The organism is Sphaerothrix gracilis Ecp01 (assembly GCF_030405905.1).
Lineage (GTDB): Bacteria > Cyanobacteriota > Cyanobacteriia > Phormidesmidales > Phormidesmidaceae > Sphaerothrix > Sphaerothrix gracilis.
The window spans coordinates 27,201-43,001 of record NZ_JASATW010000012.1; the positions used below are offsets into that span (position 1 = coordinate 27,201).

Below are 15,801 nucleotides of genomic sequence, written 5' to 3' on the forward strand. Positions count from 1 at the left end.
GGCGCGCTGACGGCTGCAGCTATAGGGCCGAGCCTCTACTTGACACGACCGCGAAAGCGAACAAAACCATAAGAGCTAGACGCAGGCGCGGGAGTACCTGATTCAGCGTAGGGCAGCGTACCCAGTTCAACCACAACCGCACCGTTCAAATTGGTGTTGCTGCTGTTGCCATCACCGTCACAGTCTAGACCGGGGAAAGTTCCGGCTGGATCAATGCCGGGAGAAAAATAATAGCCGCGATCGCCATCAGACAGGTTAGTGATGGAGGCCGTCGTAGTTCCTTGGCTGAGGACAATGCCGCGATCGCCAGTTGAAAGTCCACCGGGATCCTGGGCCGGATTGCTATTAAAAGCAGTGGCGACAAAAGCGGTATTGGCAGGCACGTAGTCACAGAGCAGCACGTTTTGAGCGTCAGCTCCCCCATTCGATAGAAAATAAATGGTGTACTCGATCTCATCACCAGGCACCACTAAGCCGCCATCAATACCCCCTACCAGGTAATTTTCGACTGGAGTCGGCCAGGGATTACTAGCATCATCGTTTACATCGCTGCTGTCGTTAATATAGTCGTCTAGGGCATCGCCGCTGAGGGTCACAGCGCTGCCGTTAATAGCGGTAATGCGCTTAACCAAAACAACATTCGGGGTGCCATTGTTGCTGACGCCGACGCTAGCGGTGCGACTGGTAGCTGGGTCTGTGTCTCGCGTGGGTAAAAAGCTTGAGCAGCGACCACTAGCCTCACTGCTGGTTGTCAATTCCCAACAGGTGCTGGTATTGCCGTCTTGTCCATTGGGCGTAAGGCTGATGGATTGTCCGTCCGCTGCGCCAGCTAGATCTCCCTGATAAGTATCTGCCCACAGGTTGAGCCCAGCCGGAGGCGGCTGATTGACGGCGCTGCCTGAGCCATAGGCAATATAGTCAACAATGCGTGTTTGATCATCGTAGAGCCAAACGTCATCGCCAGTGTTATTGAGCTTAGCAGGCTGACCCAGCCAAGTTTGAAAAGCGGCGTCAGGCGCTTGATGAGCGGCGGTATTATCGCCAATCCAGACGATGGCATACTCGCCCGCGGCTAGCGTTGTGCCTGCAGGAAAAACGTAGGCCGGATCAACCGAACTGCCAGTAATAGAGCCAGTCCCATCAGTGTCATTGGCGGCTGAGTTGCCATCAATGAGCTGCCAGTTACTCAGGTCAACGGTTGCATTAGAAGCGTTGTAGAGTTCAATGAATTCATCGTTGGTAGCAGCGCTGACGCCTGTCTCGTTGTAAAGCACTTCATTGATAATAATTTGTCCGGCTGAGGGGGATAGTTCGTAGTTAGCCGCGATCGCAATGGGGTAGTCTTCTACTTCACCATTATTCACGTCACCATTGCTGGTGCTGACGGTAACGCCCGTAGCCGACTCCACGATTTCTTGAATACTGCCTAAACGGAAACGGGCATAGGTATCACCGGGGACAACGTCGGCTGGAATCGTAAAGGTGACGTCGAACGTTCTGGGCGCGCCCGTTGTATCTAAAGTGAGACTGCTGGAGGTCAGGGTTATCAGATCGGACGGAACCGTGACGGTAGCCGATCGCTCACCAGGATCATCAAAATCACCATCCTGGTTGAAGTCAATGTAGCCCACTAGATAAGCATTGAGCAGCGGCACGTTGTTCCTAACGGTGACCGATACGGTGTAGGTCTGACCGGGTGTAGCCGTCAAAGCGGGGAAGCTACTGACGCCATCTTCATCATCAAGGCCAGTAGGGCCACCGCTGAGCAGCGTACCGAGTATGTCAACGTCGGTAGTCTCCGCATCGTCAGCGCTAGCACTGACATCTTGCAGGCTGCCATCATCACCGTCTATATGAGTCCCCAAGCTCAGATGCAGGAGTCCCAAAGGATCTTGGATGACTATATGAGTAGGGCCGTCATCGCTTTCGGTAGTCCGGTAATTGCCTGTACTCGTACCCGTACCCGTATCAGGCGCGTCACCGTAGTCATAAAGCGGCACAGCCACAGAGACGGGATAGTCTTCAACTTCTCCATCACTGGCATTACCCAAAGCCCGCTCATCAATCCCTAGGTTGAGTACATCAAGGGCACCTGTCTTATCGGTCAAAGTGTCGCTAGTCAAACGAAAGCGAGCGTGGGTATCGCCGAGAAAGGTGCTGAGCGGCAGATTCAAAAGATTGAGAAAATTGATAATGCTGTCCATATCCCAGGTCAAATTGACGCTGTCCTGACCGGGATTGACCGTAGCGGCCTGATGCTCATCTGCTTCAAATTTGCCGTTCTGGTTGAAGTCTATCCAGGCGTGGAGAGTTGCGGCGCTGCCGGTAGTATTAGTCACTGGGACAGTGAGGCTATAGTTTCGGCCCAATGAAATCGACGTCAGAGACGGATCTACCAGAGGCACATTGGGTAAAACAAAGAAAGCATCTTCATCGTCATTGCCGTCGTCATCGTCTCCGGCTGAGGCAGCGCTAGTGAGCTGAGTATTGGCCTCACCATCGGGCGCAGTGATTCCCAAATACAACCCCGGAGCACCGGCTAAATCGTGACTGGCATCGCCATACGAACTGGGCGCATCCCCATAATCGGCAGGTTCTGTGTTGCCGCTATTGGTGCCTGCAGCAACTGTAATTTTGTAGTCTTCAATTTCTCCGTTATTGACTTCTCCCGTATTGGTGCTGGCAGTGGCCCCGGTAGCTGATTCCACAATTTCTTGAATACTGCCGAGGCGAAAACGGGCATAGGTATCACCTGGGACGATGCCCGCTGGCGTTGTAAACGTGACGTTAACAGTTCTCAGCTCGCTGGCAGGATTAGACAGCGATCGCAGCGGCGGAACCGTGACCGTGGCCGATCTTTCCCCCGCATCATCAAAATCACCGTCTTGGTTGAAGTCAATGTAGCCAACCAGATAGGCATTGAGCAGCGGAATGTTGTTGCGAACTGTTACTGGGACAGTGTATGTCTGACTTGGGGTTGCGGTCAGGGCAGGCAAACTGCTGATATCAACGCCATCTTCGTCATCAAGCCCCGTATTGCCGCTGCTAATTAAGGTATTCAGCACATCGACGCTCGTACCGTCGAGATCGTCAGCATCGGCATTGCTGTTTTGCAAACTGCCATCATCACCGTCTACGTGGCTGCCCAAGCTCAGGTTTAGACCGATTGTATCCACAACCACATGGCTGGGGCCGCCGTCGCTTTCAGTTGTTTGATAGTCACCGGGTTGAGTACCGCTATTGGCATCAGGTGCATCTCCGTAGTCATAGAGCGGCACGGCGATCGCCACAGGATAGTCTTCTACCTCGCCATCACTGGCGTTGTCAAAGGCCCGTTCATCAATGCCCAGGTTGAGCGGATCAAGCAGACCTGTATTATCGGTTAAAGTATCGCTGGTTATACGAAAGCGAGCGTGGGTATCACCCAGGATAGCTGTCAGCGGTACAGTCCAGTCCAAGCCGACGCTAGTGGCATTATTGCTGACGACGCTAGACTGATATTCTGCCGCCTCAAACTTGCCATCTTGGTCAAAGTCAATCCAGGCATGTAAGGTTGCGCTGCCGCCCGTGGTGTTTGTGACAGGAACCGTTAGCTTATAGTTTCTGCCGATGGAAAGACTCGTGAGATTAGGGTCTACGAAAGGTACGTTGGGCAAAGCGACAAAGGCGTCTTCATCATCATTGCCATCATCGTCATCGCCCGCTGAAGGAGAGCTGGTTAGCTGACTGCCTGCCTCGCCATCGGGCGCAACGCTGCCCAAGTAGAGACTAGGAGACGTCACTAAATTGTGGCTGGCGTCGCGATAAGAAGCGGGAGCATCCCCATAGTCTGCAGAGTTAGTAGATGCGATCGCCGTTATTGTCTGGCTCGTACTGGCTTCACGCTCACCGTTGATCGGATCGTCTGTGCCCGTTGCTGTCGGATCTACAGTTCTAACTTCATTAGCATTCGTACCATCATCACTGTCAGGCTGATTTTGGGTACTGCCGCTGGTATCTGCCGGGGTGTCTCCCATTGCCACCGTCACCAAATCGCCGTCATTCAAGCTGGAATTTAGCGTTACGGGAACTCGAATGGTCAGCTCTGCCCCTGCTGGGATCACGCCGTTATTGACTGCCGCATTGCTGCCTAGCAGCGTGTCTGTCGTAGTACCACCACTTGGCACCGTAATATTATCAGCCGACAGATCAACCACAGAGGTGCCTGTTCCGTCTGGATCATACTGAACGATTTGAATATCACCCGCCAACGTTCCTCCGGTGATTGAGGCCGGAGCCTCTGGCAGGAAAAACAGGGTCTCATCATTGCCCACATTGGTTAAGACAAAGCTGAAATAAACCGTATCACCGGGGTTGGCCTGTCCGTCATCAGCCATGCCACCCGCCGTAACCGTAACGCCTGCCACCTCAGCCACGGTCACTTTAACGGTGTTGGACTGGATTTGAATTTCGCTGCTGTTGAGCGGATTGACAAAGCTACCCGTGGCCTGATTCTCAATAATGCTGCCTGCGGGTGGGCTGGCCGCCTGAGCAGTTAGCCAAAGAGAACTGCCAGCTAGCAGGCCAGTGAGCAGCAAGCTACGTAAAGCCATTAGCGGTGCCGACTGGGAGGAGAAAGGCTGAGACATGGGGGTTTGTCTAGGCAAAAACTGCATAAAAAATCGGCTCACGGAGATGACTTCTCGTAAGCTCAAAACTATTGATTAACCTGAGTGATAAAACCGAAGCCGCAGAAACTGTTAGTTTTTTTCGACTCTGGTAGCCTCTAGCAACGTCGTTTAGCTGAAAAGCTTGACCGGATTTAAGGCGATCGCAAATCCTGACGCTGTTGGCATTATTCCCGCTAACTTTGAACCGAATACTGGTAGATTTGCCTAAGTTTTAAGCCTGAAATTTAAGTCTTGTCGGGGTCAATGCCTAATTCCCGCAGCTTTGCGGCTAGCTGATCTGCCCGTTGCCGCTCTTGTTCTGCCCGCTGACCTTCCTGCTCTACCTTTTCAGAACTCCACAGCAGTAAGTTGCCCGCTTCATCCCACCACCGCAGCCAGTGAGCCACTATTCCTAGCCGCTCGCCCTGCCAAATCCCCAGCCACAGCCTTAAGCCTGGAATCCAGTAGCGCCCTTCTGAGCTAGTAGGTTGCACTACGTATTGAGGCTTAGACTCTGCTTCAGATAGCTGACGCACTCAGGATTATCCGGTAGGACAAAGTCGTTAGGCAGCTTTTCCCACTCAATAGTTGGCGGCGATTGCGTCGAAGATGAAGTTTGTGCAGTCATGGCTTGCGGTATGGGCGCAGGAGCAAAATAGCCCCAAGACGGTGATGGTGTGCGATCGCCGCTCAGCTTAATTCTAGCCTGAGGGCTAATACTGTTCTCCAACGCAGCGGCGGACTGACTAATTGACTCGCGTGGTAAAGCGGAAGAAGCCGTAGGAATCGTTGGGCGTTCCAACACCGGTAGAGGCGGGTAAGGTAGTCAGGCTGGGATTACCAGTGCCATTCGCGCCCGTGATGTCAATGACCAGAGTGCCATCGGTATTACTGCCGCTGATAGAGCAGGTAGCAGGAACCGTATCATTAGCAGCAATTAGCTCAGCCCGATCGCCCGCGTCATTTGCCGCCGTCAGATCTAGCACAGCACTGGTACCAAGCTGGAGCTGAATATCTGCGCCGCTGCCATAGGCATTTGGCTGGAAAGCTTGATTGGGCTGGATGCGATCGCAGATTCTAACGTCATCTGCGTTATTGCCGCCTGCGTTCAGGAAGTAGATGGTGTACTCAATTTCGTCACCGGGTTTAACCAGTCCGGCATTGAATTCACCTAGCAAGTAGCTATTAGGCCAACCCGCCTCATTGTCATCAGCTTGATTCGCCGAAACCGTATCGTCAATAAACTGATTAAGCGGCGTACCGTCATTGGGATTTTGGGTGCGATCGCCATTGATAGCCGTAATTCGTTTGACCAGTAAAACGTTTGGAGCACTGACAACTGGAGCCGTAACCGTTAAAGGCGTTGGGTCTTCAAAAGCTGGAGAAGCAGGGTAATCCGAGGCGATGGCTGCGGGATAGGTCGCTGGCAGATTGGTTAGAAACGCCTGATTAAAATATTGTCCTGGCGTCAGCGTTGTGCTCAATCTAACTTCAGCCGTGATTGTGAGGATTTCCCCGCCTGGCGAAGCCTGAGTTTGCCCAGGCACAGTTAATCCATTAATTTGCAGTGTCTGATCGTCGTTGCTCAAGGCAGCCGAGCCTGAACCATTTGAGACGGTGAAATTGCCAGTGAATTGACTATTAACAGGACTCCCCCCTGTTACTGTTCTCAAATCGTCTTCAAAGGTGACGCTATTTAGATTGCTGACATTACCTGTCGCAATTGTATAAACATACTGCACTAAGCTGCCTGCCGGAGCCTCTGTAATCGGATTACCGTCTAGGTCTTGAACTTCTTTATTGATAGCAGAGCTAAAAAGACAGCTTGCCCCGTCATGGTTGCCACCCGAAGGAGCAGTCGTCACCAAGGTCGCTTTGCCATAGTCAGAACTATTTGGATCGCTCTCAACCTGATAAAGGCTATCGGTAGCGTTGCTGCGGTAATAGAGCGTACCAAAAGAATCAACAAACTGCGAGCCAGTATTATGGGTAAATCCGGTTGGATTAGGTGCTGTACTGGTTATGGTGGGCGGAAAGTTGGCTACGTTGAGAATGGCGAGTCTATTATTGCTTTCGTTAATGCCATAGATGTACTCACCGCTCAGGCTGGCTGGGTCAGTCGGATCAACCGCAAAGTCCGTAAAGCTGAGACCCGAAACTGTTTGCTGTGAATTGATAATTGTGGGCGGAGATGTGGTCAAATCGATAGTGGCAAATTTATTACCGGCTCCGATTACATAAGTTCCATTTGACAGAATCGTCGCCGCATAAAAACTACCTGAGAGCGTACCGCCTACAGGTTTGCCTAGGGAGTGCAAAACACCATCGGTACCAATTTTGAGAATGTTGCCTTGGCTGTAAGGGCCGTCAGTTGCCTGCGAGCTTTGAACATAGGCATAAAGATAGTTGTCTAACGGGTTGTAGGCGAGAGCATTGTATTGAAAATTATTGGGATATCCGTTGGTCTCGGTAGAGCCGGAGCCGATTTGCTCAAAGGTATAGGTTGCTCCAGAGCGATTAACCCGGTAGAGTTTTTGATCGGTTTGCCCCCCAGGGCCAATCGTGATGTAGAAAGTCGAGTCGCAGGTAAACGCGGAACCTAGAGGTCGGTTGCCGCCATCAATTAGGTCGTCGTTATCGGCAATAATAGCGACTGTTGTTGTTCTAGCAGATTCAGCGAAAGTATAAGTATCAATATACTTTTTGTCTCCAAATCCGCCGCCTGTGAAGTCACCCCAAGTATGACGTCCGGCTGCCGTATTGGAAGCTGCTCCATCTGGCAAGTTAGAGGAACCGTTTGCACCGGGAAGCTGAGTCACATCATCCCAATACACCTGTGTCGGCGCGGAGGTGGTCGCCGTATTCATTCTGAAGATAGTTAAACCGTTGTTGGTGCCACCACCACTGGTTTCTGCATCACCTGCTACGAAGTGATACTCCCCAATACGCACCTCTAGCTGAGCGTTATAGGTTTCTGGTGATAGAACATCTCCATTCGCATCTTTTCCGTCCCACTCTACGGAGTTGCTGCCAGGCGTAGTGGTCCCCAACAATAAGCGATCGCCAGTGCCATATACGCCATCTCGGTTCGTGTCTATTATGATGGCATAGTTGCCAGCGACATCAGTTGTGAACTCAAAAAATCCTTTGTCTTGAACGCCTGCCGTATCGCCTGGAGAAATAGAATAGTCAACCCCTTGATCATCGACAAAGCGAAAGTTACTGAGTCCTGGTGGAACATCTGCTGGCAAAACTTGGCCGGCAGGATATGACAAATAAATTGGATATTGGCGGGTAATAGAATTACCGGCTACGGGGGTGCTGTAGCCTGAGTTGGGTGCATCAACACCAATGGCATTTGCAATAATTTCGTAGCGCTGAGGAGCAAACTGATTGAGATCTAGCATCCAGACATATTCTGTTCCGCTCCGTCCACCCGGCACTCTGATAAATAGATCCGCATCTGTTGCCCCAGAGGGATCAAACGTGCTGCCACCATTAAACGCCCAACTCGTGGCCCAAACCCGCCCCTGGGCTTCAGTCGGGTCGGGATTGGTGCTGCTGTCAGGAGTAACGGTAATGTCGTAGCGCTTGAAGACATTGTTTGAACCCGTGTTATCTCGGCTTTCGTTGTATAGCCGTACCTCATAAACACCTGTTCCTGTTGCAGTCGTATCATAACGAACGGGATTAGTTAAAGGATTTTCAAAATTGTCGCTGCAAGATACGTTAGAGGAGCTTAAGGAGCTATTTAATACCTGATTTCCGGACGGATCATAAACTTGAATTCGCAGAGCTTCGCTATCGTCATTACCGCATAGCGAAACGTTAATGACCTCACCTGAGTTGAGAATATTGACATAAATAGGTCGCTCAGAGGGGGCCGTGATGAAGCTATTTGCAGCATCGTATTCAAACAGCCACTGGTTTAGCCCCATTTGGTAGGAACCTTCAGCTTGGGCCGGACTCTGCCAAAGTCCTAAACCTAAAGTTGTCAGCGATGTCAGAGCTGAACAGGCTAAAAAGCTATTAAGTTGCTTACCTCGGTTTAATAGCAAAGCTTTTAGGGATTTTTTAGGTAATAGCGTCATCACGATTCTTCTCGAAGAAAAACTGAGTTAAATAGGTGGTAAGAATAAAACCCTGAGTCATACTTTTAAACGAAGCCTAATGTATTGGAGAATTTGTTGGACTTATTGACGCAGCAGCAGAAGTATCGCTAAGCGTCAGAATTTTGGTATTTCTGGCAGGTTCAGAGGTACCGTATTCGGGATGACTGGCGATCGCACTCACGGTATCTCCCGACTGCAAACTGGTTAGCACCACCTCAAAGTGCCCAGCTTCATCAGCCTGCACTTCAGCTAATGGCTGATTCAGCGGTCCGTACTGACTACTTGTTTCCAGCACCCGGTACAGCGTGATTTGGGCCTTGGGATCCGCTTGTCCCGCGATCGCTACCTGCCCGTTCATTAGAAAAAATTCGCGGCTCAAAAAACGCGGTGCGTCAATCGCGTCATTGGCCGTATCTAAGCGGCGGTTACGCGAATTTCGGGGCGGATTGGGGCCATCGCCGCGCTGAAAGTGGGTTTCTCCCGCTTGGCGGCGAGCGGTCAGGTCAATGCTGAGGCCATTGATTGCCTCAAAGCGGTTATTGAGAATCTGGTTGCGATCGCTCTCTGGATAAGCGGCAACGACGACCCCCGGCCCGTTTTGCTCACGCACCAGGTTGTCAATCACCTGATGCTCATTACCCATCAGGTAAACGGCAGCTTGTTCTAGACCCTGGCCGTTGCCTATGAGCTGATTCGCCGCGATTGTCACCGCGCCGCTAGTTTTAAACAGAAAAATGCCGCTGCCGTAGCTGCGTTCAATTTCGTTTTGGCGAATCTGCGTCCCTGCGACCTCACCCTCTAGCCGAATCGCATCCGGCATTCCCAAAGAACCGTTATCCGTGAATCGATTTTCAGTAATCTCCAGCCCGCTCGCCCGCACCGAGGTGATCACGCCGCTGCCGCTATGCCCCCCAATCCAGTTTTGCCGCACCCTCGTTTCTACACCGTGAAATACATATACGCCAAAGGCTGAAGCGGTTTCAGGCCGTTCTCCAGTAGGCGGCAGCCCCAGCCAGTTTTGCTCAACCACAACGCCGCGCGGCGGGAGGTTCTCGTCATAGAAAGGTGCCGCATCGTTGGGTGGCTGATGCTCCTGAATATTCGGCGGCGGTAGCCGATGAGTAATCAGAATATCGGCGGGCAAAACTGCCTCGTTGCCCCAATTCTGGGTCGTAAACCCGTAGAGGCTCAGGCCGCGAATTGTGACGTTGTCGGCCACGACCGTCAATCCGCGAAACACGCCTGCGTCTGCAGCCGCCGTAATTGCCACGACAGGTGCAGGGGCGATCGCCTCAGATGTCTCAGTTTCGTAGCCTGGTTGGGTAGTGCCGTCAATTAGCAAACCCGGTCGAGCAATTTCCGGTAGCAGTGCGGCCAGCTCAATTGTTTGAGCAGCCGTCAGATTGAAGGCAATTACGGGGCGATCGCTGGCAGCTAGCCTAGCCACTTGGGCCTGCTCTGTAGCGGTGAGCTGGTCTAGGGCTAGGGTGCCATTACTCAGGGCGATCGCCTCCCGCAGCGTCATCTCCCCATCGGCTGCAATCGGGCCATCGGCAGCACTGTTAACGGTGACGCGCAGGACAGGTGGTTCAGCGGCGCTAGGCTCAGCGGCGATCGCCAGCGGTGTCGAGAGGCTAGTGGCTAATCCGGCGAAAAATAGGGCTTTTAGCAATTGGGGCTGTAGGGATTTCATGATCTCACTCCTTTAAGGGATGGGGGCCAGTGCGCCCTAAATCTCTTCGTCACTCGCTTCAGTCTCTACAACCGGCTGAACATCGGGTCGGGAACCAAAACCGTCAAACAGGTTGTTGAGCTTGGCGGTGATGCCGATGTAAGGGCCGCTGGCTGAGCGATCGCTGCCGGAAAAGTCACGGTCATAGGCACCGCCAAAACTGTAGCCGCCGTAGAGCCGCAGATCGGGCGTGACGTAATGGCCTAGCTCTAAAGCCCCGCCAAATTCGCTATAGCTGCCCGTGGTCAGCCAGCGGGCTTCTCCGGTTAGATCCCAGGCATAGCCGAAACGGTAGGTAGCGCGCATTTGGGCCAGATGCACCGTGTTGGTCGAGCTAAATTCATCGACAATCACATCGCCCACCGCGCCACCAATGCTGGTGGAGCTGCTACGGAAAGCATATTTGCCATACAGTTCCCACTGCCAGTTGGGGGCATAAATGGCCTCGGCAGAGAGCAGATGTTCCTCAGAATTGATGTCAGAGCCAAACAGGACGTTAGTGGGCAGGCTGGAGGGATTGATCCGGTGTTCGTAGCGCAGCAGGGCATTGAAGCGATCGTCGTTGGGGTCGCGGTAGGCCAGTCCTAGCTTGAGGGTGCTAGAGCCATCGAGTCCCTCTAGTCCCTGGTTGGCGGCGCTGGCCCATTCATAGTTGAACAGAGCGGTGACGGCGGGCGTGAGGCGGCCCAGAGCTGAAGCGGTAAATACCGTATTGGAGCCTTGGGAAGAGGTGCGGTGCTCCAAGCGAGCATTCGCCTGATAGTCGGGATTGTCGGTGTAGGCGAGGCCGATGCTGAAGCTGTCGCCGCTGGTGAGCTGTAGGGCAGAAGCGCCTGAACCAACCGCAAAAGGCTGAGCAAAGGTAGCTCCGGCAGCGGTGGAGCCATAGAGATTATTAAAGACGTGCTCATAGCCCAAGTCTAAACGCAGCCCTGGCGCAAGGGTGAAGCCCTGATCAAAGCCGATGGCACCGCCAATTTGCTGGCCCTCAATCACCGAGAAGCGACCGTGAATTGTGGTGTCTTCCCCTAGAGCATATTCACCAGAGAGGTCAACGGTGGTAATTGAGTCGCGGTAGTTGAGGCCACCATCGCCAAAAAAGACCTGATTTACCCCCAGGGAGATTCCTGGCATCAGCTGCCAGTTCATGCCAAACAGGGTGCGATTGGGGTAGAGCGGATCGGTGTCAGAGGAAAGATTCAGCTCGTTTTGGGCATAGACGGTGGCATTGTTGCCAATATTGGTGGAAAGGCGGGTTCTGATTTGGTCAGAAGTAGCGGTGAGGCGATCGATCGCGGCTCGGTCTGTGCGATCGCGGTGAATCCAGTCCAGGTCAAAGGTGCTATCGCCTAGCCGCTGGGATAGACCTACCGAGTAGGTGGTGAGCGAGTTATCAACCCGGCTACCGGGTAGAGGCGAGCTGCCGGGGCTGAGCAAATCTGTCAGCGTCAGCAGCGGGCGCGGCGCAATACCTTCGTTATTTTCCTGATCAAACTGCACCCGCAGCGAGGTGTCCGCCGAAATGCGGGCATTGAGCTGGGCGCCGTAGCGGGTTTGACCGGGCGTAAAGCTGGTAGTGGCCTGATTGCTAAAACCTGGATCAGTGTGACGGTAGTAGGCGCGGCCCTGTAGCCAGTCGGTGAGCTGTCCGTCTAGCTCAACTCGGTAGGCAGACCCGCTGACCGGGCTAGATAGGTCAAAGTCACTGGAAGAGTAGGCGTATTCAGCAATTAGCCGCCCGGTTTCCCCCAGGGAGATCTGGGCATCTGCGCCAATCAGCTCGAACTCGCGGTTGCCTTGGTCTTCCCGCAGATAGCTCGCTCCCAGCCAGCTTTCCTGATTAAGGGTGCGATCGAGGTTGTACTGCAGCCGCCCACCGATGATGTTTGTATCTTCGCCCTGGCTTTCATACTGATAGGTCGCCACAATGCGGCGCACAAGCACCTGGCCGAAGTCACCAACAGCGGTGCGTAGAATCGCATCGCGGAAAAGGATGGTGCCGCGATCGTAGTCAATTTCGTAATCACTGCCGCGAAAGACCTGCTGCCGCTCGATCACAGTACCAGGGCGATCGAGTTCTTCTAGCTCGATAAAGACGCTTTCGCTGCCCGGCACAATCAGGCGGCGAGATAAAAAGTAGTTGCCGCTGGTGCCGTCTGGGGCGACAGTGTCTCGCTGAAAGCCTTCAACATTGTTGCCGTAGAAGCCAGTAACCGCTAAATCGCCTAAGTTGTAATTCAGTTTGAAGCCGTGAAGCTGGCGATTAGTAGCCGTGAAAAGCTGAGAAGCGGTGGAAAACTCTTCCGTATTGAAGTCGCCCCACATCACATAGTCAGTGCCTGCTCCTGGAACCGGAGATGTTCGCTCCAGCCGCAGGTAGAGATTATCGATAGAGGGCGCTACGACATCGCGCTGAGAGTCATCGCCATAGACCGGGTACTTGTTATCACAGGAGCTATCCTGGCGGAAAAGGGAAACATTGCCTGCGCAGTCTTCGTTCAGGGGGCGATCGCTGTTGTAAGCGCCGGTAAATAGCCACTCTCCCACGCTGCCTGTGGCAAACACGGCTGCATCTACATCTAGCGCATAGCGGTTGTCTCCGTCTGCGGGCAAAAAGTCGCGGTAGCTGCTGTAGAAATCAGTGCCGCGAGCGCCAAAGCGGAGGTCTACCACACCGCTGATCAGAGTTGGACGCTGCTGGGTCACAAACTGCACCTGGCCAAACGCGGTCAGACCATTGCTGGTCGCTCGTAGCTGTACCAAATGCGCTTCTAAGGAAGACTGGAGTTCTGCTGTGAAGTAGCCATTTTGCGCCTGTACCTGAAAACCGGGCGTATCAGGAGCATAATCAGCCCCGACAAATTCACCATCACTGGTCGTTAGGGTGACCGTCGCATCCCAGCTGGAGCGGTTGCCGTTTTCATCGAGCAGTTCACCTTGTATTGTGACCGTTGAACGTCCATCAGCCGCTACTTCCCCCTCACGGGTACCTACAGTCAGCTCAGTTGGAGTGCCCCGTACCTGCACCGCAACGGCAGCTAAAGCAGTTTCGTCGCCCTGGGCATTGACCGTAATCTGGTTATCACCCGCCTTGAGGGAAACCCCATACCAGGTTTCAGTCACTAGCCCTGACTCAGCATTAGTTTCGGTTCGGCCAATCAGTTCTGGGTTTACCACCGCATCATTCACCCGTAGCTGCACCGCCGCGCCGCTGGGATACTGCAAAATTACGGTTGCTGCGGGCACATCCAAAACGCTGCCGACCGTTGGCGTCAGGATCTGGACCTGCTCTGCATTCACCATCGACGTGGGAATAGACTCGACCGCAGAAGACGACTCGGCTGGCTCAGAGGTTTCAGCCGTGGCAGGCTGAGCTAAATCTGTTGCACTGCTCTGGGCTAAAACGGGGGATTCATTGGCAAATTGGACAGTCGTGGGAGCCGCTTCAACCGCGATCGCCGTCTGCGGTCTAGGAGCAACAGTTGTATTAGCACTTACCTGCGGCTGGCCGAGCCGAGCACCGCTAAACTGAATTCCTGCTTCGCCGCCGAGGGCTGTAGAAATGCTGCTGCCGGGTGAAGCGACTTCCGTTGTGGTGGGAACAGGCTGCTGATTGTTCTGCTGGGACTGCGGCTGCGGCAGTTCGTTGGGGGCATCAGCGAAAGCAGGCTGAAGTGAGGTAAACATGCCGACCCCGCCTGTCACCGTCGCCATCAGGCCAGCCCCTAGCCGTGTGTGTGTGTGTTGCAGGCGTGACATTTATTGAGCCTCCTGTTGAGCAGCGGGTGTAACCGCAAAATTCATTCGCACCATGCCGCCCGGAGCTAGATTGACTAGGCGTGACTCGCTATTGCGCTCCCTGACATACAGGTTGGGCGCGAGGGTGTAGCCAGGCAGGCTGGTGATATCGAGGGTGCCGGAGCGCCGCCCTGGCAGCATGTTGGCAACGGAGAACAGGCCGTCTGCATCGGTGACAATGCGGTTGCCATCGTCAAGAAAAACCACGGCATTGGGAACGCCAGGTTCTCCTGGCTGCTGCTCACCATCGAAGTTTTTGTCCACAAATACGCGGCCAATCAGGGTGCCGCAGTCTGAAAGAATGCCAGCTTCTAGGCGCATGAGATGGCTGACGGGGCCATCTTGCAGCTCGAAGTCGTTGTCTGTACGCTCTGCAGCGGCGATCGCTGAGTTGCGGCCATCACCGCGCCGGGCATCCGGCGTTATTTGTAAGGCGTAGACAATATTGAGAACGCTATTGACGGGAATTTGCGTCGGCGTTGAGAAGATGACGGTGCGACCATCAGCACTAGGAACAGCGTCAATCGGTACAATTTGGCCGTTGATCTCACCGCGTACTGATTCAGATAAGAACTGAAAGCCAAAGGGCAGTTGGTCAGAAGCGCTAACCGCATCTAGCGGGACTTCTGACAGGTTGCGCAGGGAAAGGCGATAAACCGCCGTATCGCCTGGCTGAGCCGCAGCTCGATCGGCTGTTTTGGTAATTTCAAGCTGATTGTTTTTGCACAGCATCATCTCCAGGGCCAGAGAGAAGAGGTTTAGGCCCTGAGTCTCAGCGTTGAGGACTTCCACAACGGTGTCGGTAACCTGAATACCGCCGGTTACCGATAGCGGCTGACCGTCTAAAGCGGTGGCCCGATAGCGAACAATGCTGTTGTTGACGCCACCCGTGCTGCTGAGAATCTCCAGCAGTACGCGCCGCTCTGGCAGTTCAGAACTATCAGAGGGGCTAACCACAAGAATGTATTGCGCCCCAATGCTGGTTTGCTGGAGGCCAGCATTGACGGGACTGGCTAGATTAGCGGTGGGATCAAAGAGAAAGTTGTATTGCCCTGCATCGATGTTTGTTAAAGGAAATGGATTGATGTTATCGACGTTGGGCGCTTTTCCCCCTGAAATACCGTTGTTTTCTATATCGGGAAACTCTGTCGGGGTGAGAGCGAGCAAGTTGCCCAGTTCAATTCCTGAAACATCAGGTTCGTAGAGAGCTACGGAGAAGCCGCCATAGTTGGATAAAGGACTGCCATCACATCCCAAAATTTGACCAAGCGGGTCTACTAAAGCCGTAGAGCTAGAAACCGTTCCGCCGGAGACGCCCGTGAATGCATGTCCGCTGGCTGGATCGCGGTAGCTGTAGGCAGCTTGGTTTTGAATCGGTTTAGGAGCTGAACTGTTCTGGGCTAAACCCGCAGTAGATCCGTGGCATAAGCTGCCGATCGTGACCATAGCCGCTAAGCCTTTCAGCCAAAAAAATTTATGTCGCTTGGAGTCGTATTTGGGGCGTTTCATA

6 protein-coding genes and 1 pseudogene are annotated in these 15,801 nt (G+C 53.5%); all 7 read right to left on the bottom strand.

All coding sequences use genetic code 11. The annotated features are described in order from the left end of the window. Positions 1-35: 35 nt before the first annotated feature. Positions 36-4,628 carry a GEVED domain-containing protein gene (locus QJQ48_RS14830; RefSeq protein ID WP_346292021.1) on the bottom strand — a complete coding sequence of 1,531 codons (4,593 nt, stop codon included), beginning with the start codon at positions 4,626-4,628 and terminating at the stop codon, positions 36-38. Positions 4,629-4,894: 266 nt separating this feature from the next. Further along, a pseudogene (locus QJQ48_RS14835) lies at positions 4,895-5,131 on the bottom strand (hypothetical protein); the annotation flags it as partial. Between the two features lie 11 nt (positions 5,132-5,142). Next, positions 5,143-5,379, bottom strand: a complete 237-nt coding sequence (locus tag QJQ48_RS14840) for a hypothetical protein (protein ID WP_346292022.1) — start codon at positions 5,377-5,379, stop codon at positions 5,143-5,145. Between the two features lie 16 nt (positions 5,380-5,395). Then, positions 5,396-8,740 (bottom strand): DUF6923 family protein, encoded by a 3,345-nt coding sequence (locus QJQ48_RS14845; RefSeq protein WP_346292023.1) that lies wholly within the window; start codon positions 8,738-8,740, stop codon positions 5,396-5,398. Between the two features lie 76 nt (positions 8,741-8,816). Continuing rightward, positions 8,817-10,454, bottom strand: a complete 1,638-nt coding sequence (locus QJQ48_RS14850) for a right-handed parallel beta-helix repeat-containing protein (protein ID WP_346292024.1) — start codon at positions 10,452-10,454, stop codon at positions 8,817-8,819. Positions 10,455-10,490: 36 nt separating this feature from the next. Beyond that, positions 10,491-14,252, bottom strand: coding sequence for a TonB-dependent receptor (locus QJQ48_RS14855; protein WP_346292025.1), 3,762 nt, complete (start codon positions 14,250-14,252; stop codon positions 10,491-10,493). Then, positions 14,253-15,800 carry a hypothetical protein gene (locus QJQ48_RS14860; RefSeq protein ID WP_346292026.1) on the bottom strand — a complete coding sequence of 516 codons (1,548 nt, stop codon included), beginning with the start codon at positions 15,798-15,800 and terminating at the stop codon, positions 14,253-14,255. Position 15,801 lies beyond the last annotated feature (1 nt).